Raw genomic sequence first — 23,682 nt, forward strand, 5'->3', positions numbered from 1 at the left:
AATATCTTTCAAATAAATCTAAAAACAGAAAGTACGCTTCTTTTATTGTTTAATTTTAACCCAATCTGAGCCGCGCTCATTGCTGGTAAGGCTTGTCTGAGTTTTGATCAATAAGCTCAATTGAAAATGCCCATTAACCTCGTATAAAAAGCCTTTCTTTTTGCTGTGTTTTCATCGGATCTTATCTTGTTGAAAAATTAAAATTCTTTTTTTCTTAAATGTTTACATGGAAGAATCCGATTGTTTTTATTCGTAAAACTCGCTTTAGATTGTTATCAAAAGGGACTATGTTAGAACAGTAATAATTACTTTAAACGGTTCATGATAATCATAATTTGATGATTAAATTTGGAGCTCGACATGACACAGAATATGCAAGCATCAGGTTGTCCATTTCACCAGAAAGATGGTGGACAAACGAGTTTAGCCAGCACCAATAATTCTGATTGGTGGCCCAATGCGCTCAATCTCGACATCCTGTCGCAACACGATAAAAAAACCAACCCGATGGATCCTGATTTTGACTATGCAGCCGCATTTAAATCATTGGATTTAGAAGCGGTGAAACAAGATCTCCGTGAACTCATCAACAGCAGCCAAGAATGGTGGCCATCTGACTATGGTAGTTACATTGGGATGTTTGTACGTACCGCATGGCACTTGGCGGGTTCTTACCGTAAACAAGATGGACGTGGCGGCGCTAACACAGGGAACCAACGCTTTGCCCCTCTCAACAGTTGGCCTGATAACGTAAATACCGATAAAGGCCGTCGCCTACTATGGCCAATCAAACGTAAATATGGCAACAAAATTTCATGGGGCGATTTAATCGTTCTTGCAGGGACAGTGGCTTATGAAGAAGCTGGTCTAAAAACCTTTGGCTTTGGTGGTGGTCGTCTAGATATTTGGGCGCCAGAAAAAGACATTTACTGGGGGGAAGAGCGTCAATGGCTGGCACCAACGGCAAACCGTTATGCCAATGACCAAGACCGTAAATCGCTTGAAAATCCATTAGCTGCGGTACAAATGGGTTTAATTTATGTCAATCCTGAAGGGGTTGATGGCGTCCAAGATCCCCTTCGGACTGCACAAGACATGCGTGTCACTTTTGACCGTATGGGAATGGATGATGAAGAAACTGTCGCACTCACTGCGGGTGGTCATACCGTAGGTAAAGCGCACGGGAATGGTAAAGCCGAAAACTTAGGGGCAGATGTTGAAAGCGCAGACGTGGAGTTCCAAGGTCTCGGTTGGCATAACTCTGAAGGTACAGGCAATGGCGCGAACACCATGGTCAGTGGTTTAGAAGGGGCTTGGACCACACACCCGACCAAATGGGATAACGAGTTTTTCTATCTGCTGTTCACTTATGAATGGGAAAAAACCACCAGTCCTGCGGGTGCGAAACAATGGGAACCGATTAACATCAAAGAGGAAGATAAACCTGTTGATGCACATAACCCCAATGTCCGCCGTAATCCAATGATGACCGATGCCGATATGGCACTCAAAATGGACCCTGAATACCGTAAAATTTCAGAGCGTTTTTATGCAGATCCAGCTTACTTGTCTGAAGTGTTTGCGCGTGCTTGGTACAAGCTGACTCACCGTGACATGGGACCAAAATCCCGCTACTTAGGCGCAGATGTGCCGAATGATGATCTAATTTGGCAAGACCCAATTCCATCGGTCGATTATGTTTTGTCTGAAGCTGAAATTGAAGACTTAAAAGCGAAGTTGCTAAATAGTGGTTTAACTTCGGTTGAATTGATTAATACCGCTTGGGACAGTGCGCGGACTTTCCGTGGTTCCGACTACCGTGGAGGCGCCAATGGGGCGCGTATTCGTCTTGCACCACAAAAAGACTGGGTGGGTAATGAACCAGAGCGTTTAGCCAAAGTTTTGGCGAAGCTTGAAGAAATTCAGGCGAGTCTGGCGAAAAAAGTCAGCATTGCGGATTTGATTGTATTGGGCGGTACGGCAGCTGTTGAAAAAGCGGCGCATGCTGCGGGTGTGAATATCAAAGTTCCGTTCCTTGCAGGACGAGGTGATGCGACTCAAGAGCAAACAGATGTGTATTCTTTTGAAGATTTACTCCCTAAGCATGATGGTTTCCGTAATTGGGTCAAAGAAGATTACAGCGTACAGCCTGAAGAAATGTTGTTAGACCGTGCACAATTACTCGGTTTAACTGCGCCTGAAATGACGGTTCTAGTCGGTGGTATGCGTGTACTCGGCACAAACTATGCAGGTGCACCAGAAGGTGTCTTGACGGCTCGTGTGGGTGTACTCAGCAATGACTTCTTTGTCAACTTAACGGATATGAAATATAATTGGAAACCTGTGGGTAAAAACCGTTATGAAATTGTAGACCGTGCGACAGGGGTAACCCAATGGACGGCGACACGTGCAGACTTAGTGTTTGGATCGAACTCGATTTTACGCTCATATGCAGAAGTGTATGCGCAAGATGACAACAAAGAGAAGTTTGTAAAAGACTTTGTTGCTGCTTGGGTAAAAGTAATGAATGCAGACCGTTTTGACGTGAAGTAGTTTAATTGAAATAAAAAACCGTCCTTAAGGACGGTTTTTTATTTCAATATATTGATATTATTAAATTTTGTATTATTTTTGTATGGCGTGAATTATGTTAATTTTAAAGTGGATTAATGCGATAGGAGTTATTCACATGTGCTTTTTCCAGCCTCTACCTGTTTAATACTAATACCGCTGTTATTTTCTAAAATACAAATTTGAGAGTTAAATGACTTATTAATAGTGCTTAAAGTAATTGTATAAGCTAAATTTTTTTCTAACTTATCTAATGGGATAGCTATACAATTTTTTTCACTAATAGGTAAGTCTGTTTTTGAGTAAGATTTTTCATATTCACTTCTATATTCTTTAGAAAAGTCAATTTTTGCAAAATGAACTAGAAAATTATCTTTTCCATAATCTTTAGATTCATTCGTGAAAAGACATAAATTATCATTAATAATTTTTGTATTAAGATCTCGACTCTGCTGATTACAACCTATAAGCACCATTGCTACAAAACTATATATTATTTTTTTCATAATCACGATTTCGGTAATAAATTTTTATTTGAGGGGTTAAGTAAAAAATCTCTTAATATTTTCTCAACATAGCCTAATAATTGTAAACTTTTTTGATGATGATCCCGTTTGGGATTAACTTTTTGTAAATAACAAGCATCAAACCAAAACTCAATAATTCTACCTTGTTGTTCAAAGTTAAAATCTTGAAATTTTTTATTTAAATCTCGACCTCCTAAGTCCGTGTCATAGGCTTCTAACTCATTGTCCGAGTCAACAGAATTGACCTCCGAAGTATATCCTCCTTTACATAATTGTTTTATCCCAAGCCAACCAGTTGATGTCCCCATTTGATATTGCCAAACATGTACCATTTCATGAATAAACCAATGACGGTTTTCACCTGTAGCTTTGCTATAGTCAGGTGTTTTTAAGTAATCATCTTTCGGTAAATAGATTTCCCCAGCAGGCGTCATGGCATTACCTGTTTTTGTATGTATTAAGCCACCTAAATGTATCCAGACCTTAGAGTAATCAATTGCATCTTTAAAAATCAGGCGAGACATAGCTATTTCACCAGAAGTTAACTGTCTTTTACTTCCGACTTTAATAATAGTAGCAGCTTGTTTTTTCATCTCTGCATCTATTTTTTGTAATTTAGAAGTTATACTCTTTAAAACAGTATTTTTAGGATTTCCTCTGCCTGTTACTCTATTCGCCATGTTCATGATCCTCTAAAATTATTCTTATTTCTAGTTCTTCTTCTGTTTCACTAGTAATAAAATGAGTAAACCCTTCTTTATCCGTTTTACCGTGGAAAGTTTCACCATTCATGTATATTTCATAACATACATTAGCTAAAGGTTCTCCTGTTAACTCATCCTGTAGTACAAATTTTTGTCCGTATTTAAAATTAGGTTCAGCTACAAAACTATTAGTATTATTAGATACAATTTTTGGACTACTAGCCCCACTACTCATCACAGCTAAATCAGAAATTTTTAAATATTTTGATCCACAACTAGAGGTATCACCAACAGCAACAATGCTTTTTCCACCCACGACCATAAAACCTTGATTAGAAGCTATTGCACGTGATTGAACTTTACATTTAGGGCAAAAATGAGTCATACCATCAAGATGTACTGCCTTACCTTCGACTAAAAAAGAAGAGTCACCTAAAACAATGATTCCACCATGATCTGTTTTACAACCTACTGTGATTAATGCTTTCATTTATTTTTTATAATTTTTTAACGGTATTGTTATTAAACCATAAGAATTAAATGATACAAAATTCCAAGGAATACCCTGAAATATTGATTCCATTTTAGATAATAGGGCTTATACGAGCCTAATTTAAATATTATTATGTATATCAATTACTTAAAAATTAAATGTAAGCGAGAAAATGAATAGAATGTCTATTTTTATTCAAACTTAAGTTTTCCTAAACTTTGAACAATATCCTTTTAAAGCGCATCCCACTCCCCAAATTCAGGCTCTACCAACAAAGTCTGCGACACAAAGCCATAACATACCCGCTGCACATTTAAACTCATTTGCTGGAGTTGCACTTCATCCCCAACATAAGGCTCAAGAATGCTCTGCCACATTTGTACCATCATGGCATAACTCTTTCGATAGCTTTCAATATTAGACACCTGCCGTTCCAGTAAAAAAGTCTGCGCCCAGAGAAACTGTCGAGTCTGAATCTGCTCAAGCTGAAAGTGAATAATTTGCTGTAAATAGTCCTCAAAAGTTAATTTTGTGGATAACTCCATCAGCCTTTGTGCATAACTTTTTAGCTGCTCCGCATTAGTTTTCACATGCTGATGAATGGTCAATGCAACCAAATCTTCCTTCTTTGAAAAGTACTCATAAAAGGTACCTAAACCGACTCCCGCCACATCGGTAATTTCCCGAATGGTAATTTCGTGTGCATGACGCTCATGCAAAAGCCGAACAAAGCTTTCTTGCAAAGCTTCTTGGGTGAGTTTTGCTCTGGATTGGCGCGGTCTACGACGGACTTGGATCTCAGGATTCTTCATGGCATAAAGCTGAACATGGCAGACTCAATTTTTCTCTATACTGAAATGAAAAGCACAGCATAACAAGAGCAAAGTGATATGAATAAGGCATGGATGACCCATCAAATCAGTAATCAGTTTGATGAACTGGAAAATTACAACTTGTTTGAAACCGATACCGTTTTACAAGAAATTCTCACTCGTTATGGCAGTCAGGATCAGGCAAGACTCACAGAGATGGGAAAAGCCGTTGGTTCAGCGGAATATTATGATTATGCCGACCTCGCCAATAAGCATACGCCTATATTGCATGCCTTCGATACGCGCGGACGCCGTAAAGACTTTATCGAGTTTCATCCTGCATGGCATAAATGGATGGGGTTAAATCGTCAGTTCGATACCCATGCACATCCGTTTAATCATCCCAATTCATCCTCAAAATGGGTTGAGTGGGCAGCACGTTTTTATTTGGCAGGGCAGGTGGAGTGTGGAAACTTGTGCCCAAATTCGATGACATTAGGCAGTATTCCACTGATTCAACGCGAACCTGAACTGTGGGCCAAAATCGGTGATAAGTTGCTTTCTACAGAATACGATGAACGTGATGTGCCGATCAGTCAAAAAAAATCGATTTGGCTGGGCATGGGCATGACCGAAAAACAGGGCGGTTCGGATGTGCGTGCCAATGAAACCATGGCTGTACCAGTCGCCGAGTCGGGACGCGGTCAAGCCTATTTACTCACAGGGCATAAATGGTTTTTTTCTGCACCGATGTGTGATGCACATTTGGTGGTGGCAAAGACGGAACAAGATGGTTTGGCCTGTTTCTTTGTACCGCGCTGGCTAGAGGATGGCACCAAGAACCCAATTCATGTGCAACGCTTAAAAGACAAAGTCGGCAATCGTAGCAACTCCAGTTCCGAAGTCGAATTTAAAGAGGCGTGGGGCATCATGATTGGGGAAGCTGGGCGCGGTATTCCCACCATTATAGAAATGGCGAATTACACCCGTTTAACCTGCTCAGTGGGCAGTACTGCCATGCTCAGACAAGCCTTGGTGCAATGCATTGCCTATACCCGTCAGCGTAAAGCCTTTGGTAAGCATTTGGCTGAACAACCGCTGATGCGCGCCGTACTGGCAGATTTAGCCTTAGAAACAGAAGCGGCAATGCAACTCAGTTTCCATCTGGCACACTGCTATGAAGCGGATGACGTGCTGTCTGTGGCATGGAAACGCATTATGACCCCAGCGTCGAAGTTCTGGATATGTAAACGTGCAGTTGAACTTACAGGGGAGATGATGGAGGTTTTTGGCGGCAATGGCTATGTTGACAACGGCGTCATGGCACGTATTTTTAAAGAAGCCCCAGTCAATACCATTTGGGAAGGCTCAGGCAATGTCATGTGTTTGGATGTGCTGCGTGCTATCAGCCGTGATGTAGAGTCGATTGAAATCCTGTTTCAAGATTTGGCTACCACGGCTATGCAAGATGAACAGTTGAAACAAGAGCTGAAAAATCTATTTCAGTTGTTCCAACAGACACCTGAAGAACTACAATTTATGGGGCGCAGCTTGGTCAGCCGTTTAGTGATTTTGGCACAAGCAGTCCTGCTAAAACGGCATGCACCAAACTATGTGGCTGATGGCTTTATTCAAAGCCGTTATAGTCCATTTCATGGTCGTGTTGTCGGGATGCTTGAGATGAAACAACCCGACGTAGAACGACTGCTGCATAGAGCATTTGCAGCTTAAAGCTCATTATTGTACTGAAAGCTTTTGCGCTTCATCTTGTTCGAGTTTGACGTTGGGGCTGTCTTCAGCCTGAATAATATCAATCGGAATAAAGCGGACTTGAACAATGCTTGGGTTATCGTTCAAGTCTGGCAATAGCTTTTGATTGAGTGCTGCAATTTCTTCTGGACGAGGGGGGGCATCCCCACGGATATAGACACGGACTAAAGTGAAACCCTCTTTTTTATCGTATTGGATGGTATCAATAATATTATTATCGTGATTTAACGCCGTACTGATGATAGTTTCATTGCCGCTCTCATACAGGCGAGCATGGAGCATAGAATAAAAATTAAAGGAGAGATAAATTCCCAAAAGTGCCAAGAACATTAAGCTAATAGCATTACGTTTGAGAAATTCTTTGACATTACTCTGCACCTCTTCGGTGGAACCACGTCTAAAGCCTGCAATCCAAAGGACTAAAGATGAGCTAATCTGAATGGCGAAGATGTTGGTCACCGCCAGTAAAAATGCATTGGCTGAGTTTTTCCATTCCATATGCGCGAATAAAATCCCGCTGGCCACCAAGGGCGGAACTAAGGCCGTCGCAACGGCAACACCCACCACGGCCACAGATAGGCGAGGGGATACTGAGGCAAAAGCACCTGCGGCACCCCCTGCTAAGGCGATCATCAAATCCAAAATGGTTGGCTGAGTACGGGCTAAAATTTCGTTGGTCATGGGCAGGTCATAATTCACTAGCCCTAAAATAATCCCAATGCTATAAATCATGGCAATGCCAAGTAACAAAGTGGACAAGGCTGTTTTAAACAGCAACCAGCGGCTATCAATTAAAGCCAAAGCAATGCCCGAAATTGGCCCCAGCATCATGGCAACCAGCATCGCGCCAATCACCACCGCAGCAGAGTTGGACAGCAGTCCATAGCCTGCGATAACGGCAGCCAAGGCATTCATAATAAAAAAGGTTTTACTTGGCAGTGCATCCGCTTGGATATTCAAACGGACTTTTTGGTGGTCAATTTTTTTTGAATTTTCGCGCAAGGCTTGTTTATAACGAATTTTTTCTTTTAGAAACTCATACTTTTCTTGATCAGGCGTATCTTTGACCACAATGGTTGCATCTTTGTCTTTTTCTAATGGCATGGCGGCACTCTTATTTTGTATGTGACTAAGATTTAATCTAGCGCTTTTATCAATAGAAGCAAACAAAAAATGGTGAGAAATAATATGATTCTCGCCTAAACTCAGGGCAAGGTAAATCTGTTTTGAAATAATGAAACCATCCATAAAAAATATAGATGAATTATAGGTGTTTAGCTTCCCATGGGTATGCTCTTTTAGAACAAAACACTACGATTAGAAATAATATTTTTCATCACCATGGTGGAGATGAGACGTTGCACATTTGGTAGTGCTGACAAGTGCTCATCATAGAGTTTTTGATAACTTTCCAAGTCATAGGTCACGACATGCAGCAAGTAGTCGGGGTCGCCAAAAAGCCGCTGTGCTTTCACAATTTGAGGAACCTTAAGAATCGCTTCTTCAAGACTCTGCACCGAATCTTTATCGCCATTTTTGAGCGTCACAAAAACAATGGTGGAGAAATTCAAGCCGAGCTGGGAGATATCCAGCTGTGCGCGATAGCCTTTGATAATACCTGCATCTTCTAAGGCTTTGACTCTGCGGTGACAGGGAGAGAGGCTAAGCCCTACCTTATGCGCTAACTCCGTAACAGATAAACGACCATCGGCTTGCAGTTCAGCAAGAATCTTCTTATCAATTTTATCCATGTGGAAGAATCTCCCCTTTATTAGGCGTTATTGCACAAATATTTGAAAGCACATTTTAGAGCCTAAAGGATATCCTTTCAAAATTATTTGATACAGATCATGTTTTGATTGGATTAAACATCAAAACGGTGATTGATAAGAGAGGAAAGGGATGTCACTGAATATTTTAATTGCATTTTGGGGTGTTTCGATCCTGTTTGTGATGACACCAGGTATAGATTGGGCCTATGCCATTTCATCCGGAATACAGGGCAAAAGAGTCTTGCCTGCGGTGACCGGGTTATTAACTGGGCATTTGATAGCGGCACTGATTGTTGCGGCGGGTGTAGGGACATTGGTGACCAGTCAGCCCGTATTGCTTCAAGTACTCACGGGTGTTGGGGCTGTTTATTTGCTGTGGATGGGGCTGAGCCTGTCGATGCGTCCTGCGAGTATTAGCAGCGATCAGGTGGCCATTGCATCTTCAAAGTCATGGTACATTCGAGGCGTTTACTTGAGTGGATTAAACCCGAAAGTCCTGCTGTTATTTTTGGCTTTATTGCCGCCCTTTATCGACCCGCAAGCGGCTTTGTCGCCTACCTCTCAAATTGTTTTATTGGCTGGGATCCACCTTATGAGTTGTGCGGCTGTTTATTTCCTGGTTGGATTTAGTGCGCAAAAAGTTTTGGGCACACGTCCACAGGCAGCTAGGGTGGTCAGTCGAGTGTCTGGGTCATTGATGATGTTGATTGCGATGGTTTTATTGTTAGAACAGTTTTATGTCTAAGCGACATTTTAAGCATATGGATCAAAGGCAGTGCAAAATAAAGCATTGCCATAACCTGTAATTGAATTGAAAAATAGCGCATGAGTTGGGCATAAGCCTAGCCAAAATCGCTTGTAAAACGGTCAAAAAGGCGTAAAATTTCTAGCGCATCATCAGCGAGATGATCACATCAACAAGGTGAAAAAAATGGCAAAGAAGAAAGCTGAGCCAAAAGTTGTGATTCACAACTTCGTGGCTAAACACATGCATGAAGTCAACCAAAGCCAAGTCTTTGTAGACCGAAAGAAAAATGCAAAACGAGGCTATGACAAGCACAAAAAAGGGAGATATTCAGATGATTATCTCCCTTTTTTAATGTCCGTTCTTTGGGTTTAAAGACCTTTAAGCCGTCACAATACGTGTTGCGGATTTGACCATATCGGCCAAACCATGGGTTTTAAAATAATATTCCATCTGACTTTTCACAATGAGTGGATTACTCATTTTCAAGGCACGCTCTAACAATTCGACCGCATCTGGCATTGGGACATGACAAATGGCTTTGCGTACACGCAGAATGTTACTTGAGCTCATTGATAGGGTATTGAAGCCCATTGCCATCAATAATATCGCTGACAAAGGATCGCCCGCCATTTCCCCACAAATACTGACTGGTTTGTTGTACTTATGACACTCTTTGACTAAGCGGGTGAGCGCACGTAAAACCGCTGGGTGGAAATGTGAGTAGACATTAGCAACGCGTGGATTATTACGGTCAACGGCCAGTAAGTATTGTGTCAAGTCGTTTGAACCCACTGAGAAAAAGTCAACCAACTCGGCAAACTCTTCAATTTGTAATAAGACACTTGGTACTTCGACCATGATCCCGATTTTTGGTTTGGTGATTTTGACCTGTTCTTCTTCTTGCACCGCGACCCAGTCTCGCTCTAGTAAGTACAGCGCTTCTTCTACTTCGCTGACACTGGTTACCATCGGCAGTAGAATGTGTAGGTTGTTGAGACCAATACTGGCTTTGAGCATGGCACGAATTTGTGAAGAAAAAATTTCAGGGTGGTCGAGCGTAAAGCGAATGCCGCGCCAGCCGAGAGCTGAGTTTTCTTCCTCAATTGAAAAATAAGGCAAGTCCTTATCTGCACCGATATCGAGGGTACGCATCACCACAGGTTTGTTGGCAAAGTGGCTCAACTGTTGACGATAAATCGCACGCTGTTCTTCTTCACCCGGGAAGCGATCACGCAGCATGAACGGAATTTCAGAGCGATATAGACCAACGCCTTTGGCACCGCGTTGTACACCACGGACCACATCAATCATCAAGCCAGTATTGACGAACAGTTTGACTGCGACACCATCAGGGGTGATGGCGTCTTTGGTTTCATACTGTTTTAAATCTTTGGCAATCAGTTCTTCTTCTTTTTGAATTTCTTTATAGCGACTACGTAAACGGCGAGGTGGATTAATAAACACACGCCCTTGGTGCGCATCGACGATCATTTCCACATCATCAAGGGTATTAATCGGCAGTTCAGTGACACCAACAACGGTTGGAATACCGAGTGCGCGCGCCACAATCACCATATGCGAGTTCATGGCGCCTTCGGTGGTTACAATGGCTGCAATTTTATCGACTGGCAGTTCTACCAAAGCTGCGGTTGAGATTTCTTCCCCAATCAGAATACTTTCATCGGTGAGTTCACGGTGGCTGGAGTCAGCTTCTTGTAAATAAGCCAAAATCCGTCGCCCGAGATCTTTTAAGTCCGCGGCACGTTCACGGAGGTAGTCATCTTCCATTTGTTCAAACAGATCGATGTGATTGTCGATGACGATACGCACCGCACCTTGTGCCCAGTTACCATCACGAATTTGTTCTTTAATTTCCGCTGGCAGCGCATTTTCATCCAACATACGTAAGAACACGCTAAACAGTGCACGCTCTTCCGCCATGAGGGCATCTTGCATTTTGTCATCAAGCGATTTGATTTCATCACGCACTGAGGTGAGAGCACGATCAAGCAGTTCTAATTCTTCACTGATGTCATCGGCTTCACGGTCAGGGACAGCGGCCAAATCCGCAGGGGGATAGAGAATGACGGCACGCCCTAATGCAATTCCACCTGAACCCGGGACACCTTGGAAAGTTTTGTAGGCAGGTAAATTACTCGGTTTACGAAATACATCGATATTGCCCACCGCATGCGCATGCGCAATAACCCCTGAAAGCTGAGCACAGAGCGTGACGAGGAAAGATTCTGCGGCTTCACTAAAGTCTTGCGACTCTTTGTTTTGCACCACGAGCACGCCCATGACTTTACGGCGGTACATGACCGGTACACCGAGGAACGAGTTATAAATTTCCTCACCTGTTTCAGGTAAGTACATAAAACGTTCATGTTTCGGTGCATTGTCAAGGTTGACGATTTCTTCACGCTGACCCACCAGACCGACCAAGCCTTCACTGGTATGCAGTGAAACATGGCCGACCGAATCGGGGTTCAAACCTTTCGATGCCATCAACAAATAACGTTGATTGCGTTCGTCGAGTAAATAGATGGAACAAACGTCAACATGCATGGCTTCCGCCACATGGTTGACCATAATGTCGAGTGATTCATGCAAACTGGTGGACGCATTGATTTCTTGTACAATGCGTCGAAGGGTATCCAGTTGCATATTCGACATCGCGTCTACTCCAAAAATAATGTGCGTCCAACTTATTTATAACAAGAGATCCTTAAAAAATCTGTAGGACGTCTAGATTTTTTAAGGCTTTTTTTGAGGGAGCTGATTACACAGCTCCACCATCGCTTTGCGGTATACATCGCGTTTAAAATTCACAACTTGCCCCAGTGGGTACCAATAACTGACCCACTGCCATTGGTCAAACTCAGGCGGATCAGACAAATTCAAACGAATATTCTGAGCGGGAGCAGTGAGTTTGAGTAAAAACCACTTTTGTTTTTGTCCAATACATACGGGATCAGAATCTGTACGAATGTATCGGTGCGGCAAACGATAACGCAGCCAACCCTTAGTTTGCGCTACAATTTGGACGTGTTCGGGCAGTAAGCCAACTTCTTCTCTCAGCTCACGATAAAGTGCCTGTTCAGGGGTTTCTCCATATTGGATACCTCCTTGTGGAAATTGCCAAGCATTGTGTCCAATGCGTTTTGCCCATAAAACTTGTCCAAACTCGTTTGCCAAAATGATCCCGACATTGGGTCGGAAACCTTCCGAATCGATCATTTGGCTACCTAAATATTGTGTAATTTATGACTTTGCGATCGGGGATTTTTATTTCTGTATCCAACTCGAAAAAAGCAAAGTTTAAAAATGTTAAAATTGCTATGATCTTAACGAATTTCTATCGACTAGCGGAGATAGATTTACAATTTTTTTCTTAAATTTCAGTTTTTACGAGTATTTTCATGAAATTGGCGCTATTTGATCTCGATCACACCTTGTTAAACACCGATTCAGATCATTCTTGGGGAGAGTTTTTGGTGAATGAAGGCTTGGTCGACCCAGTTCGCCATCGCGCCATGAACGATAAATTTTATGAAGACTACAAAGCAGGGCAGCTCGACCCGATTGCTTATAATGAATTTGTGTTTGAATTTTTGACTCAACATGACAATGCCTACCTGACTGAACTGCATGAACTGTTCATGCACAAAGTGATTCGCCCGCAAATGCGTCCTGAAGGTTTTGCAGCCATTGAAAAACACCGCGATGCTGGACATGCTTTGGTTGGCATTACCGCAACCTCTGATTTTATTACGGCACCGATTTTTCGTGAATTTGGGATTAGTGAAATTATTGCGACCAATGCTGAAGTGGTTGAGGGTAAATACACGGGCAAAGTGATCAATACACCATGCTATCAAAAAGGCAAATTGACGCGTTTAGATCAATGGCTTGCAGGGCGTGATGTCAGCGAGTCTTGGGCGTATTCAGATTCCATCAATGATCGCTTTTTACTGGAATACGCAGACCATGCCATTGCCGTCAATCCAGATGATCGCCTAGAAGCATTGGCTAAAGAGCAGGCATGGGAAATCCAAGACTGGTCGATTTAAGTATCTGTCTTTAGTTGTTTGAAAAGGCTGCTTTCGGGCAGTCTTTTTTATTTGAAAGGCATCGACGTCAAAAATGAAAAGTGCCTAAAGCGATAATAAAATATCGGGCTATAGGTGAGCTGATCTTGGAAAATTAACCAAATATGCTATGTTGAACCTTGGCTAAAGCTATTTTGACTATGAAAAATTAGAACATAAGCGTGGAGAAAAATATGAGTGTACGACCAAGAATGACCCACCTGTTTGAGCAACTCGGTTTAGATGCGAGTGAAGAGGCCATCGCGTTGTTTATTGTAACGCATCAGCTCAATGCACAAACCACGATTGTTGACGCAGAGTATTGGACTGAAGCGCAACGTCAGTTTTTGGCAGAAAAAATTAAATCGGATGGTGAGTGGGCCATTATTGTAGATCAGCTGAATGAATCCCTGCATGAAGATTCACTCATCCAAAAATAAGTAGAACTCAAAGAGGCTGAGCGTCGAAGCTTTGCCTCTCTTGATAAAAATAAGATAAAAGTAGAAATTTATATCTCTCGATCATCAAGCTTTTCCTGACTCTACGTCTTTAGACTATGTAGCTTCAGTTAATCAATTAGAACAAGATCGTGCCCTGTTTATCGGTGCGAAATATGAGTCTTACTATCAAGCTCAATTTAAAAAAATCACGCCAAAGAAACAATATGCAGGCTTTAATATTGCCGCCTTTTTCTTAGGAGTGGTCTGGTTGTTTTATCGAAAAATGTACCGTTATGGCTTTATGGCCATTGGTTTGATTGTGGCGATAGGGATGGTTGAAATACTTTTAGGGATTGAAAGTTCTGGTGCAAATATCGGCTTGGCCGTAGCCTTTGGAATGTTTGGGAATACCTTGTACAAGCATCATGTTGATCAACAGATTGCCAAAATTCGCCAATTTGGAAATAGCAACGTCAATACGGAATTAGAAAATCGTGGGGGTACAAATCTCATAGTAGGTTCGATCTTGCTGGTGATTTGGCTTGGGCTGGTTGCACTGGCTATTAGTGCTTCTTAATTCGCTCGCGCAAAATAAAAAACCATCCTTGTGGATGGTTTTTTAATGCCTATAAAGCTTAGTTCATCATTGCAATCAGTTCTTGCACCGCACGAGATTGGGTTCTGCCCGGATGCCAAACCATACCAAGTTGACGGTTCATTTCGAACTTCACATTCAACTGCTGTAGGTCTTGGTTAATCATCGTTTTTGGAAGCACTGACCAACCCAGTCCAATCGAGGCCAACATACGAATCGATTCGAGTGGATTATTGCTCATGGTGATTTTAGGTTTCAGCCTTTGTTTTTCAAACTCTGCTAGTGTGATTTGGCTGGTATAGGTTTGTGATGCAGGCAATAAACTTGGGTACTGAATCAGGTCTTCGAGTTGTAAGTTTTGCATTTGTGCCAACGGATGAAACGGTGCTGCTACAAAAACTAAAGGATCTTCCCAAATGGTGACGTACTGTAAACGCTCATCGAGTTTGGGTGGAAGCGTCAAAAAAGCCAATTCCAAATCACCCGCCAGTACTTTTTCATGCGCTTGCTCGGAGTCGACAAAGTGCACATCTAAGGTGACATTTGGAAAGCTTTGCACATAGCTACGTAAATGGCTCGGCAAGTGATGCAAACCAATATGGTGACTGGTGCCAATTTTAAGTTTGCCTTGGACCATGCCTTGTTCATGACTCAAGGTATGGTGAATGTCACCCAGTTCATTGAGCCAGTTTTTAACTTTAGGCAGCAGTGAATGTGCGGCATGTGTGGCTTGTACACCACGACCCGCAGACTCAAACAGTTTCACACCAAAATATTCTTCTAAACTATGAATACGTTTGGTTACAGCAGGTTGCGTAATGAAGAGCTGATCTGCGGCTAAAGAAATAGAGCCGGTTTCCATGACTTTTACAAAAGCTTCGAAGGCTGCAAGATTCATAAGGATAATCTAGTTATGAAAGTATAATTAAATTATAAAATAATTTTATATGAATTGCGATCTTTAAAATGAACGTGAGCTTATTGGATCTGGAATAAAATAAAAAAAGATCACTTGATGTGATCTTTTGAGAGTTGAGAGGGCGCTTGATATAAAGGCTTAAGCGGGAATATTTTCTTCGGTGGTACGGTTCTTTTTCTCCCAAATACGTTCATGGAAAAAGAATGCGAAGGCTTGAACGGTTGGTTCTAATAAGCTGAGGGTGACCGCCATCCATAAGTTACCTGTGACAAAGTAAGCCACAATCATGGCCACAGTAATGTGCATGATGTAATAGCTTAGGGTTTTTTTGAATATGCGCTGATTGTTCGCTACAAATTTCTGAATGTTCGCCATGATAAATACCCTCTCAATAATGCCTTTCATTTGTAAATAGTAATTATTATCATTAATAAAGTCAAAATGAAATTTTGATTGCTCATGATTGGGTTTTTGAATGCAAGGTGACGTAGTCGATTATTTGGGATATTTGACTTGAGAAAACAAACTTCTGTAGATTTTACTCTTTAGTCTATGCATAGGTCGCTGTCTTATTGTTCACATCAATGAAGCGAGCCTTAAAAAGTATTGGTCTAACTAGGGAAGATAAACCTTGCATGGCTGAGCAGGGAAATATACTGCGAGGCCTACAATAGGTTGATAAATAGGCTATAACGCTTGAATTAAAACCAACGGTGAGGGCTTGTAATCAAAGGGATTGAAACAAAGAGGTATGAATTTAAAATAATTCCAAAAAGTTTCTAAATTAATAAAAATGATAAATTAGATTTATGTGAAATCGTCGCTATAATCGATTTTAATGAAAGAATTACCCAGTCCAGTGGAGTCAATCGACATGGCAGGCGAAAACCAACAAGCAAAAACATTGTATGACAAATTGTGGGATGACCACTTAGTAAAACAACGCGACGATGGCTCGGCTTTACTCTATATCGACCGTCATTTATTACATGAAGTGACTTCTCCGCAAGCCTTTGAAGGTTTACAACTTGCGGGTCGTAAACCATGGCGTTTAAGTGCGAATGTAGCAACTCCCGATCATAACGTTCCAACATCGACCAAAGAGCGTTCAGAGGGAATAGCAGGTATTGAAGATGATACTTCACGTATCCAAGTTCAAACCTTAGACGACAACTGTAAAACCTTTAATGTGGTGCAGTTCGACATTAATGATGTCCGTCAAGGTATTGCTCACGTGGTCGGGCCTGAGCAAGGTTTGACTTTACCGGGTATGACTGTGGTCTGTGGAGACTCTCATACGGCAACACATGGTGCATTCGGCTGTTTGGCGCACGGGATTGGTACATCTGAAGTGGAGCATGTATTGGCAACCCAGTGCTTGGTTCAAAAGAAGATGAAAAACATGTTGGTACGTGTTGATGGTCAATTGGGTCATGGTGTAACACCGAAAGATGTAGTTTTAGCCATCATCGGTAAAATTGGTACTGCAGGCGGTACAGGTCATGCCATCGAGTTTGGTGGTCAAGTGTTCCGTGATATGTCGATCGAAGGTCGTATGACGGTGTGTAATATGGCGATTGAAGGCGGCGCACGTGTGGGTATGGTCGCTGTCGATGACAAAACCATTGCCTATGTTAAAGACCGTCCATATGCACCACAGGGCGCACAGTGGGATGCTGCAGTTGCGTATTGGAATACCTTACATTCGGATGCAGATGCGCATTTTGACACAGTAGTTGTATTGCAAGGTGAAGAGATTGAGCCACAAGTGTCTTGGGGTACATCGCCTGAAATGGTGATTCCAGTGACTCAAGCTGTACCAACTTTAGAACAAGCCAAAGATGAAGTGCAACGCAATGATTGGACGCGTGCTTATAACTACATGGGTTTAACCGCAGGTCAGGCGTTGGCAGATATTCAGTTAGACCGTGTTTTTATTGGTTCATGTACCAACTCTCGCATTGAAGATATTCGTGCCGCGGCTGAAGTTGCCAAAGGCAAAAAAGTGGCAAGTACGATTAAACAAGCCATGGTGGTTCCAGGGTCTGGTTTAGTCAAAGCGCAAGCAGAAGCCGAAGGCTTAGACAAAGTTTTGATTGAAGCGGGCTTTGAATGGCGTGAGCCAGGTTGTTCAATGTGTTTAGCCATGAATGCAGACAAATTACAACCCGGTGAGCACTGTGCATCGACCTCTAACCGTAACTTCGAAGGTCGTCAGGGCAATGGCGGTCGTACGCACTTGGTGAGTCCAGCAATGGCAGCCGCAGCAGCGATTGCAGGTCATTTTGTCGATGTGCGTTCATTTTAATTCGGGCTTGGGAGCATAGACATGAAAAAATATACCGTTGAACAGGGTATCGTTGCACCTTTAGACCGTGCCAATGTCGATACAGACTTGATCATTCCAAAACAGTTTTTGAAATCTATTAAGCGCACGGGTTTTGGTGAAAACTTATTTGATGAGTTGCGTTATTTAGATGAAGGTTTTTTAGGACAAGACAATTCTAAACGTCCTAAAAACCCTGATTTTGCATTGAATCAGCCACGTTACCAAGGGGCCAGTATCTTAATTTCTCGGGCGAACTTTGGTTGTGGCTCAAGCCGCGAACATGCGCCGTGGGCATTGGAAGAATATGGTTTCCGTACTGTGATTGCACCCAGCTATGCCGACATTTTCTTTAATAATAGTTTCAAAAATGGCATGTTACCTGTGATTTTGTCTGAAGAAATTGTTGATCAACTTTTCAAAGAATGTGCAGCAACAGAAGGTTATCAGCTGACGATTGATTTGGGCGCGCAAGAAGTGCGTACACCATCGGGCGAAGCCTTCACATTTGAAGTCGATCCATTTCGTAAGCACTGTTTGTTAAATGGTTTGGATGATATTGGTTTAACTTTACAGGTTGCAGATGACATCAAAGCCTATGAAGAAAAGACCAAAGCATCACGTCCGTGGGTGTTTGCTGAAATTCATGCTTAATTGAAAATTCGATGCATCTAGTGCTTGGGGCCATCTCTTGTTAATATCGAGCAAAAGAATTTTAAACGTTTTGCTACTGGTAAAGGTTGGGCTTGAACAATGGTGACGAGTTACAGTCGTATCGCTCTACTGGCGTTGGTGGGAACATTAACTGCCTGCCAAAGCATGAATACGGCAAGCATAAAGCGTATTCAGGATACCCCAGCGAGTAAAAATAATGCACAGCTTTACTGTACTGGTACGGTGAACTGCGAATTTGAGCGATGGAATCAGATCAAAATTGTGGATGCAGACAATCATCGTGTCAGCCGTGAGGCCATTCGAGAGAAGGTCGTGCGTCTAAAACGAGATGATTTGAATGAAGCGAATGCCTTGTTTCTGTCAGTGCCAGCGGGGCAACATGAACTGGTGATTCGCTTCTATCCTGTTTCGGTCGATCGCGCTGAAACGCTGCATGTGATTCATCGTTTTAAGCCTGCGGAACGCTACACCTTTAGGATGTTCCGTGCGCGCAGTCGACATCAGGGAAGTTTGTTGAATATGTCTGCACCTGACCCTTTATGTGTCGATTTAAAGCAAAACCAAAGAACAATTCGTCGTTTTTGCAAACCTTACAATGTCTTAAATGGCTTGGGCGAGTTTGTAGAACAAAAACTTTAATCGTGTGAGTCAGAACTCACCAACAATGGAATATTTCATGTCTAAACATATTTTGATTTTGGCTGGTGACGGCATTGGTCCTGAAATTGTAAAAGCCGCAGAACAGGTACTTACACGAGTCAATGATCAATTCAATTTAGGTTTAACGTGGGAACAGGGCCTACTCGGTGGGGCTGCCATAGATGCACACGGTTCACCTTATCCAGATGTGACCGCAGCACAAGCTAAAAATGCAGATGCAATTTTACTTGGTGCGGTAGGTGGTCCGAAGTGGGACAACATTGAGCGTTCGATCCGTCCAGAGCGTGGTTTGTTAAAAATTCGTAGTGAATTGAATTTATTCGCGAACTTACGTCCAGCTATTTTGTATCCGCAATTGGCAGATGCATCAAGCTTAAAGCCTGAAATTGTAGCAGGTCTTGATATTCTTATCGTTCGTGAATTAACTGGCGGGATTTATTTCGGTCAGCCACGGGGGATTCGTGAACTTGAGAATGGTGAAAAACAAGGTTTTAACACCGACGTTTATGCTGAGTCTGAAATTAAGCGTATTGCGAAAGTGGCTTTTGAAATGGCTGGTTTACGTGGTGGCAAAGTCTGTTCGGTTGATAAAGCCAACGTCCTTGAAGTGACGGAGCTTTGGAAACAAACCGTAACGGCGATGAAAGAAGCTGACTATCCAAACATTAACTTGTCGCATATGTATGTCGATAATGCTGCAATGCAATTGGTGCGAGCGCCTAAACAGTTTGACGTGATTGTGACAGGTAACTTATTTGGTGACATCTTGTCTGATGAAGCCGCGATGTTGACAGGTTCAATTGGGATGTTGCCATCAGCATCCTTAGATGAAAATGCGAAAGGGATGTATGAGCCATGTCATGGTTCGGCGCCCGATATCGCAGGACAAAATATTGCTAACCCATTAGCCACTATTCTTTCGGTGGCTATGATGTTGCGTTATACCTTCCGTGAAGAAGCTGCTGCTCAAGCGATTGAAGATGCAGTAGGCAATGTCCTAGATCAAGGCTTGCGTACCGCTGATATCATGTCTGAAGGCATGAGCAAAGTGGGTACTGCGGAAATGGGGCAGGCGGTTGTGGCTGCGCTGAACTAAGCCAAAAGCAATTTGAAAACGCAGCCATCCGCTGCGTTTTTTTATGCCTAAAATTTAATAACTTTTGCAGGCTTTACCTCGATATTGAATTGATTGAGCAATATTATCTTTTAACAAGAAGTGGACTTGGCACTCTAACTGAACATCATAAAATGGCGTATGTGTGGGAATAGGAATCGCACCGACACTGCTGTCGCTACGCATAGTGGGCATAGGGGTTGGAATTTGAATCCGCCTGACAATGGTGTAACTCAGTTGGTTTGGTGTTTGAATCGGCGCACCTAAAGTTTCATAACCGAGTTGACGTAAGTCGAGTTCGCGCCGAATGCTCGATACATCTTGGCCGATATATTGTTCTAAATAGTCGGGGAGCGCAATTTTAGCGGGTGAAACGACGGTCTGGTGTTGCGTTGGAGAGCTGCTGCAAGCTTGAAGCAGTAGAAAGCAGATGGAACTAAAAAAACTGACAATAAAGGGCTTCATGATCATCCCCTAAGCAGAGAAAGACCCTTTTAGTATTGTATATCTGAACGTTCGTTTGAGTATGTTTCGAGTAATTTGAGATAAACGGTATGTAGGCGACTCAACATAACGCAGCCGTTAACACGCTTTGCCGATGTAGTGAATAGATTCCACAAGATCATCATGCAGTCTGAACTCAATGTTACATTTCATTTCAATATTCAGGCTACCGCTGGAAGGTGTCGGAATGGGTGCACCCATATTGACACTGGTTCCAATATTGGGGGTTACCATCGGAATAGGCATATTACGTAACAGAGTTTAGGTCAGTTTCTCTGGGGTATATACAGGAGCACCGAGCATTTTATAACCCATGCTATTGAGGTTGAGTTAATTTTGAACTTGATTTGACGATTGGCCGATATAGTGTTGTAAGGTTTGCTTGAGCTGAGTTTGACTTGTTGTAGCACAAGCAACACAGAGTATTGGAAACAGTAAAATAGCTAGCTTCATTGAAGTCATTTTCATTATTGTTTTGGCGTATTAAGTTATTGTTGCATTTAATTACAGTTTGACTTTTGCATGAAATCTAGTTGATTCATAACGTTTTAGTCTGAGCGCAGACATTAAAAAAGCCACTTAAAAAGTGGCTTTTTCGCTTCGCTAAAACTTAGCGCGCACGATAAGTGATACGACCCTTAGACAAATCATAAGGTGTCATTTCTACTTTAACACTATCGCCAGTCAAAATGCGAATATAGTGTTTACGCATTTTACCAGAGATGTGAGCAATCACTTCATGACCGTTTTCTAAACGTACACGAAACATAGTATTAGGAAGCGTCTCGGTGACAACGCCTTCGAACTCGATGAGTTCCTCTTTATTGGCCATAGCCTACCTGAATGAATAAATTGGAAAGGCGCAAATTATAGTCAATTTTTTTGCATAAAACAAGGCGGAATGGGCGGTTGCCTGATCATCTGTCAGTAAAATAAGCGAACAAGCGGAATAAATATTTTCAACAAAAAAACTGTATAAGTTGTTGTCAGTTCGGTCAATCGCAGTTAATCTAATTTTAATGTTTTATGTATAAATGAAGAACATACAAGGAAGGTTCTAGCGTGGGTCAGCTAACGGATGCATCGGTTGTATTGCGATTAGGCTACCAAGCGATTCGTCGTTCAGGGTTGCCAACAGAAGAAATTTTAACAAAGGCGGGTGTTGCATTAAATCAGATGGAAACCAATGAGCGTACGCCTTTGAGCGCACAATACGCTTTTTGGGTGGCGGCAGAAGAGGTGAGCCGCGATCCAGACATCGGTCTACATTTGGGTGAAAATCTGCCTTTATACCGTGGCCAAGTGATTGAGCATTTGTTTATTTCATCCGAAAACTTCGGTGAGGGCTTGAAGCGTGCTTTGGCTTATCAGCGCTTGATCAGTGATGCCTTTCATGCCAAGTTGGTGGTTGAAGATGACCGGTGTTATTTGACCAATGGGGAACAACCTTGGGCTGAAAATTTGGTCAATCGACATTTTTCTGAATGTGCGATGTCCGGTATTTTAAGGTTCTTTAAATTTATTACTGAAGGGCGCTTTGAACCGATCTATATTGATTTTAACTTCAGTAAAGGCGCGTTTGATGATGAGTATTTCCGCGTATATGAGTGCCCGGTTAGTCTAGGGCAAAAAGAAACCCGCTTATATTTTGACCCAAGTATTTTGGCTTATCCGTTGTGGCAAGCGGAACCTGAACTATTGCAACTGCATGAGCAGTTAGCGATTGAAAAACTTCAAGAATTAGCCCGTTATGATTTGGTGGGTGAAGTCCGTCGTGCGATAGGTTCAACCCTAGAAAGTGGTGAAACCACACTTGAAACAGTGGCTTCTCAGCTCAGTATTACCCCAAGGCGTTTACGCACACAGCTTAGTGAGGCGAATACCAGCTTCCAGCAAATTTTGTCTGATTATCGCTGTCGTTTGGCGAAAAAACTTTTGGCCAATACGGCTGAAAGTGTAGAGCGTATCGTGTATTTGACGGGCTTTTCTGAGCCAAGTACCTTCTATCGTGCATTTAAACGCTGGACCAATGAAACCCCAGTGGAATATCGCAAGCGTAAGCAGCGTTAAGAAATCCCTCCTAACCTCCCTTTATAAAAGGGAGGAATTTCTTCCCCTCCTTTGAAAAAGCCGGCTAGGGGGAGGATTCAAAAATAAATTATTCAGGCATATTTAGCCAGTGCGGCCCAAGCGGCTGCTTAGGTAGCTTAAACTGCGCTGGATAGTCGGCATGAATGAAATACAGCCCATCAGGAGGGGCTGTAATGCCTGCGGCTTTGCGGTCTTCTGCTGCGAAAATAGCCTCAATATGCTCGACTTCATACATACCTTGACCAATTTCCAGTAAGCAGCCCATGATATTGCGGACCATATGGTGCAAGAAGCCATCGGCCTGAATGTCGAGGACCAAATATGGGCCATGTTGAATTAAGCGACAATGGCTGACATGGCGCACAGGTTGATTGGATTGGCATGCGGCTGCACGGAAGCTTTCAAAGTTATGCGTGCCTTCGAACTTTTGAGCAGCTTGCATCATCTTCGCCACATCTAGCGCATAATAAGCGTGTGTGACTTGTTTATGCATAAGAGCAGGGCGTTGCGGGTGGTTATAAACGACATAGCGATAACGACGGGCCTGCGCTTTGAAGCGCGCATGAAAGTCTTGGTCCATCGCTTTGATCCACTGGATCGAGATATCTTTTGGTAGTTGGCTGTTGCTGCCCATTAACCAACCGCGCTCTGAACGAAGTGCCGAGCTATCAAAATGTGCCACCATATTGGTGGCATGGACGCCAGCATCGGTACGACCTGCACCATGTAAGCTAATCGGTTCATTGGCAATTTTAGAGAGTACTTTTTCAATCGTCTCTTGTACACTGATCACACCTGTTTGCTGGGTTTGCCAACCACGATAGTGTGTTCCACAAAACTCAATGCCGATCGCAAAACGTTGCATATGTA

25 protein-coding genes are annotated in these 23,682 nt (G+C 42.6%); 12 read left to right on the forward strand and 13 right to left on the reverse strand.

Features of this window, described 5'->3' with window-relative positions; translation table 11 throughout:
* Positions 1-360 precede the first annotated feature (360 nt).
* Positions 361-2,553, forward strand: coding sequence for a catalase/peroxidase HPI (gene katG, locus PTT44_RS03055; RefSeq protein WP_168158021.1), 2,193 nt, complete (start codon positions 361-363; stop codon positions 2,551-2,553).
* A 128-nt stretch (positions 2,554-2,681) separates the two neighbouring features.
* Here katG and PTT44_RS03060 read toward each other — a convergent pair whose 3' ends face one another.
* From PTT44_RS03060 to PTT44_RS03075, 4 genes are all read right to left on the reverse strand, one after another.
* On the reverse strand, positions 2,682-3,083 hold the full coding sequence (locus tag PTT44_RS03060; protein WP_326942888.1) for an NF045616 family extracytoplasmic (lipo)protein: 402 nt from the start codon (positions 3,081-3,083) through the stop codon (positions 2,682-2,684).
* The gene (locus PTT44_RS03065) at positions 3,080-3,778 is read right to left on the reverse strand and encodes a zinc protease (RefSeq protein WP_168158020.1); all 699 of its coding nucleotides are present in this window, start codon (positions 3,776-3,778) and stop codon (positions 3,080-3,082) included. Before PTT44_RS03065 ends, PTT44_RS03060 begins: the two co-directional genes overlap by 4 nt.
* Positions 3,768-4,292, reverse strand: a complete 525-nt coding sequence (locus tag PTT44_RS03070; RefSeq protein WP_126038362.1) for a PAAR domain-containing protein — start codon at positions 4,290-4,292, stop codon at positions 3,768-3,770. Before PTT44_RS03070 ends, PTT44_RS03065 begins: the two co-directional genes overlap by 11 nt.
* Before the next feature lie 236 nt (positions 4,293-4,528).
* On the reverse strand, positions 4,529-5,107 hold the full coding sequence (locus tag PTT44_RS03075) for a TetR/AcrR family transcriptional regulator (protein WP_168158019.1): 579 nt from the start codon (positions 5,105-5,107) through the stop codon (positions 4,529-4,531).
* A gap of 78 nt (positions 5,108-5,185) precedes the next feature.
* Here PTT44_RS03075 and PTT44_RS03080 point away from each other — a divergent pair, with 78 nt between their 5' ends.
* Complete coding sequence (locus tag PTT44_RS03080) at positions 5,186-6,838, forward strand: acyl-CoA dehydrogenase family protein (RefSeq protein WP_168158018.1); 1,653 nt, start codon at positions 5,186-5,188, stop codon at positions 6,836-6,838.
* A gap of 6 nt (positions 6,839-6,844) precedes the next feature.
* Here the strand turns inward: PTT44_RS03080 and PTT44_RS03085 are convergent, their stop codons facing one another.
* Together PTT44_RS03085 and PTT44_RS03090 are read right to left on the reverse strand one after the other, a co-directional pair.
* Positions 6,845-7,981 carry a DUF389 domain-containing protein gene (locus PTT44_RS03085; protein ID WP_168158017.1) on the reverse strand — a complete coding sequence of 379 codons (1,137 nt, stop codon included), beginning with the start codon at positions 7,979-7,981 and terminating at the stop codon, positions 6,845-6,847.
* Positions 7,982-8,175: 194 nt separating this feature from the next.
* Positions 8,176-8,628 carry an Lrp/AsnC family transcriptional regulator gene (locus PTT44_RS03090; protein WP_010325833.1) on the reverse strand — a complete coding sequence of 151 codons (453 nt, stop codon included), beginning with the start codon at positions 8,626-8,628 and terminating at the stop codon, positions 8,176-8,178.
* A gap of 151 nt (positions 8,629-8,779) precedes the next feature.
* Between PTT44_RS03090 and PTT44_RS03095 the strand changes: the two genes are divergently transcribed.
* Positions 8,780-9,394, forward strand: a complete 615-nt coding sequence (locus tag PTT44_RS03095; protein ID WP_168158016.1) for a LysE family translocator — start codon at positions 8,780-8,782, stop codon at positions 9,392-9,394.
* 186 nt (positions 9,395-9,580) lie between these two features.
* Positions 9,581-9,769, forward strand: coding sequence for a DUF7230 family protein (locus tag PTT44_RS03100; RefSeq protein ID WP_004978921.1), 189 nt, complete (start codon positions 9,581-9,583; stop codon positions 9,767-9,769).
* 6 nt (positions 9,770-9,775) lie between these two features.
* Here PTT44_RS03100 and ptsP read toward each other — a convergent pair whose 3' ends face one another.
* Both ptsP and PTT44_RS03110 read right to left on the reverse strand, forming a co-directional pair.
* Positions 9,776-12,073 (reverse strand): phosphoenolpyruvate--protein phosphotransferase, encoded by a 2,298-nt coding sequence (gene ptsP / locus PTT44_RS03105; RefSeq protein WP_004978924.1) that lies wholly within the window; start codon positions 12,071-12,073, stop codon positions 9,776-9,778.
* A gap of 81 nt (positions 12,074-12,154) precedes the next feature.
* Positions 12,155-12,637, reverse strand: coding sequence for an RNA pyrophosphohydrolase (locus PTT44_RS03110; protein WP_004692547.1), 483 nt, complete (start codon positions 12,635-12,637; stop codon positions 12,155-12,157).
* Between the two features lie 182 nt (positions 12,638-12,819).
* Here PTT44_RS03110 and PTT44_RS03115 point away from each other — a divergent pair, with 182 nt between their 5' ends.
* The 3 genes from PTT44_RS03115 (at position 12,820) to PTT44_RS03125 (ending at position 14,505) form a co-directional block, all read left to right on the forward strand.
* The gene (locus PTT44_RS03115) at positions 12,820-13,470 is read left to right on the forward strand and encodes an HAD family hydrolase (RefSeq protein WP_004692545.1); all 651 of its coding nucleotides are present in this window, start codon (positions 12,820-12,822) and stop codon (positions 13,468-13,470) included.
* A 212-nt stretch (positions 13,471-13,682) separates the two neighbouring features.
* Positions 13,683-13,928, forward strand: a complete 246-nt coding sequence (locus tag PTT44_RS03120) for a DUF2789 family protein (RefSeq protein WP_004978928.1) — start codon at positions 13,683-13,685, stop codon at positions 13,926-13,928.
* 160 nt (positions 13,929-14,088) lie between these two features.
* Complete coding sequence (locus tag PTT44_RS03125) at positions 14,089-14,505, forward strand: DUF2628 domain-containing protein (protein ID WP_273795538.1); 417 nt, start codon at positions 14,089-14,091, stop codon at positions 14,503-14,505.
* 58 nt (positions 14,506-14,563) lie between these two features.
* Here the strand turns inward: PTT44_RS03125 and PTT44_RS03130 are convergent, their stop codons facing one another.
* The gene (locus tag PTT44_RS03130) at positions 14,564-15,421 is read right to left on the reverse strand and encodes a LysR family transcriptional regulator (RefSeq protein WP_168158015.1); all 858 of its coding nucleotides are present in this window, start codon (positions 15,419-15,421) and stop codon (positions 14,564-14,566) included.
* 159 nt (positions 15,422-15,580) lie between these two features.
* A complete protein-coding gene (locus PTT44_RS03135; protein ID WP_004692541.1) occupies positions 15,581-15,817 on the reverse strand; it encodes a DUF2061 domain-containing protein in 237 nt (78 codons plus the stop codon).
* A gap of 499 nt (positions 15,818-16,316) precedes the next feature.
* Between PTT44_RS03135 and leuC the strand changes: the two genes are divergently transcribed.
* The 4 genes from leuC to leuB all read left to right on the forward strand — a co-directional run bounded on the left by leuC (position 16,317) and on the right by leuB (position 20,199).
* On the forward strand, positions 16,317-17,750 hold the full coding sequence (gene leuC / locus PTT44_RS03140) for a 3-isopropylmalate dehydratase large subunit (RefSeq protein ID WP_058868871.1): 1,434 nt from the start codon (positions 16,317-16,319) through the stop codon (positions 17,748-17,750).
* Positions 17,751-17,771: 21 nt separating this feature from the next.
* A complete protein-coding gene (leuD, locus tag PTT44_RS03145; RefSeq protein ID WP_005400865.1) occupies positions 17,772-18,422 on the forward strand; it encodes a 3-isopropylmalate dehydratase small subunit in 651 nt (216 codons plus the stop codon).
* A gap of 99 nt (positions 18,423-18,521) precedes the next feature.
* Entirely contained in the window at positions 18,522-19,082 is a 561-nt protein-coding gene (locus tag PTT44_RS03150; RefSeq protein WP_010325844.1) for a hypothetical protein, read from the forward strand.
* Positions 19,083-19,119: 37 nt separating this feature from the next.
* Positions 19,120-20,199 (forward strand): 3-isopropylmalate dehydrogenase, encoded by a 1,080-nt coding sequence (gene leuB, locus PTT44_RS03155; RefSeq protein WP_010325845.1) that lies wholly within the window; start codon positions 19,120-19,122, stop codon positions 20,197-20,199.
* A 54-nt stretch (positions 20,200-20,253) separates the two neighbouring features.
* Here leuB and PTT44_RS03160 read toward each other — a convergent pair whose 3' ends face one another.
* Both PTT44_RS03160 and infA read right to left on the reverse strand, forming a co-directional pair.
* Positions 20,254-20,682 carry a hypothetical protein gene (locus tag PTT44_RS03160; protein ID WP_168158014.1) on the reverse strand — a complete coding sequence of 143 codons (429 nt, stop codon included), beginning with the start codon at positions 20,680-20,682 and terminating at the stop codon, positions 20,254-20,256.
* Between the two features lie 649 nt (positions 20,683-21,331).
* On the reverse strand, positions 21,332-21,553 hold the full coding sequence (infA, locus tag PTT44_RS03165) for a translation initiation factor IF-1 (protein ID WP_004692529.1): 222 nt from the start codon (positions 21,551-21,553) through the stop codon (positions 21,332-21,334).
* Between the two features lie 230 nt (positions 21,554-21,783).
* Between infA and PTT44_RS03170 the strand changes: the two genes are divergently transcribed.
* Positions 21,784-22,791 carry an AraC family transcriptional regulator gene (locus tag PTT44_RS03170; RefSeq protein ID WP_004692528.1) on the forward strand — a complete coding sequence of 336 codons (1,008 nt, stop codon included), beginning with the start codon at positions 21,784-21,786 and terminating at the stop codon, positions 22,789-22,791.
* An 88-nt stretch (positions 22,792-22,879) separates the two neighbouring features.
* Here PTT44_RS03170 and truA read toward each other — a convergent pair whose 3' ends face one another.
* Positions 22,880-23,677: a tRNA pseudouridine(38-40) synthase TruA gene (gene truA, locus PTT44_RS03175; RefSeq protein ID WP_168158013.1), complete on the reverse strand. Its 798-nt coding sequence runs from the start codon at positions 23,675-23,677 to the stop codon at positions 22,880-22,882.
* Positions 23,678-23,682 lie beyond the last annotated feature (5 nt).

The organism is Acinetobacter sp. Gutcm_16 (assembly GCF_028649355.1).
In the GTDB taxonomy this organism is placed as follows: Bacteria; Pseudomonadota; Gammaproteobacteria; order Pseudomonadales; family Moraxellaceae; genus Acinetobacter; species Acinetobacter johnsonii.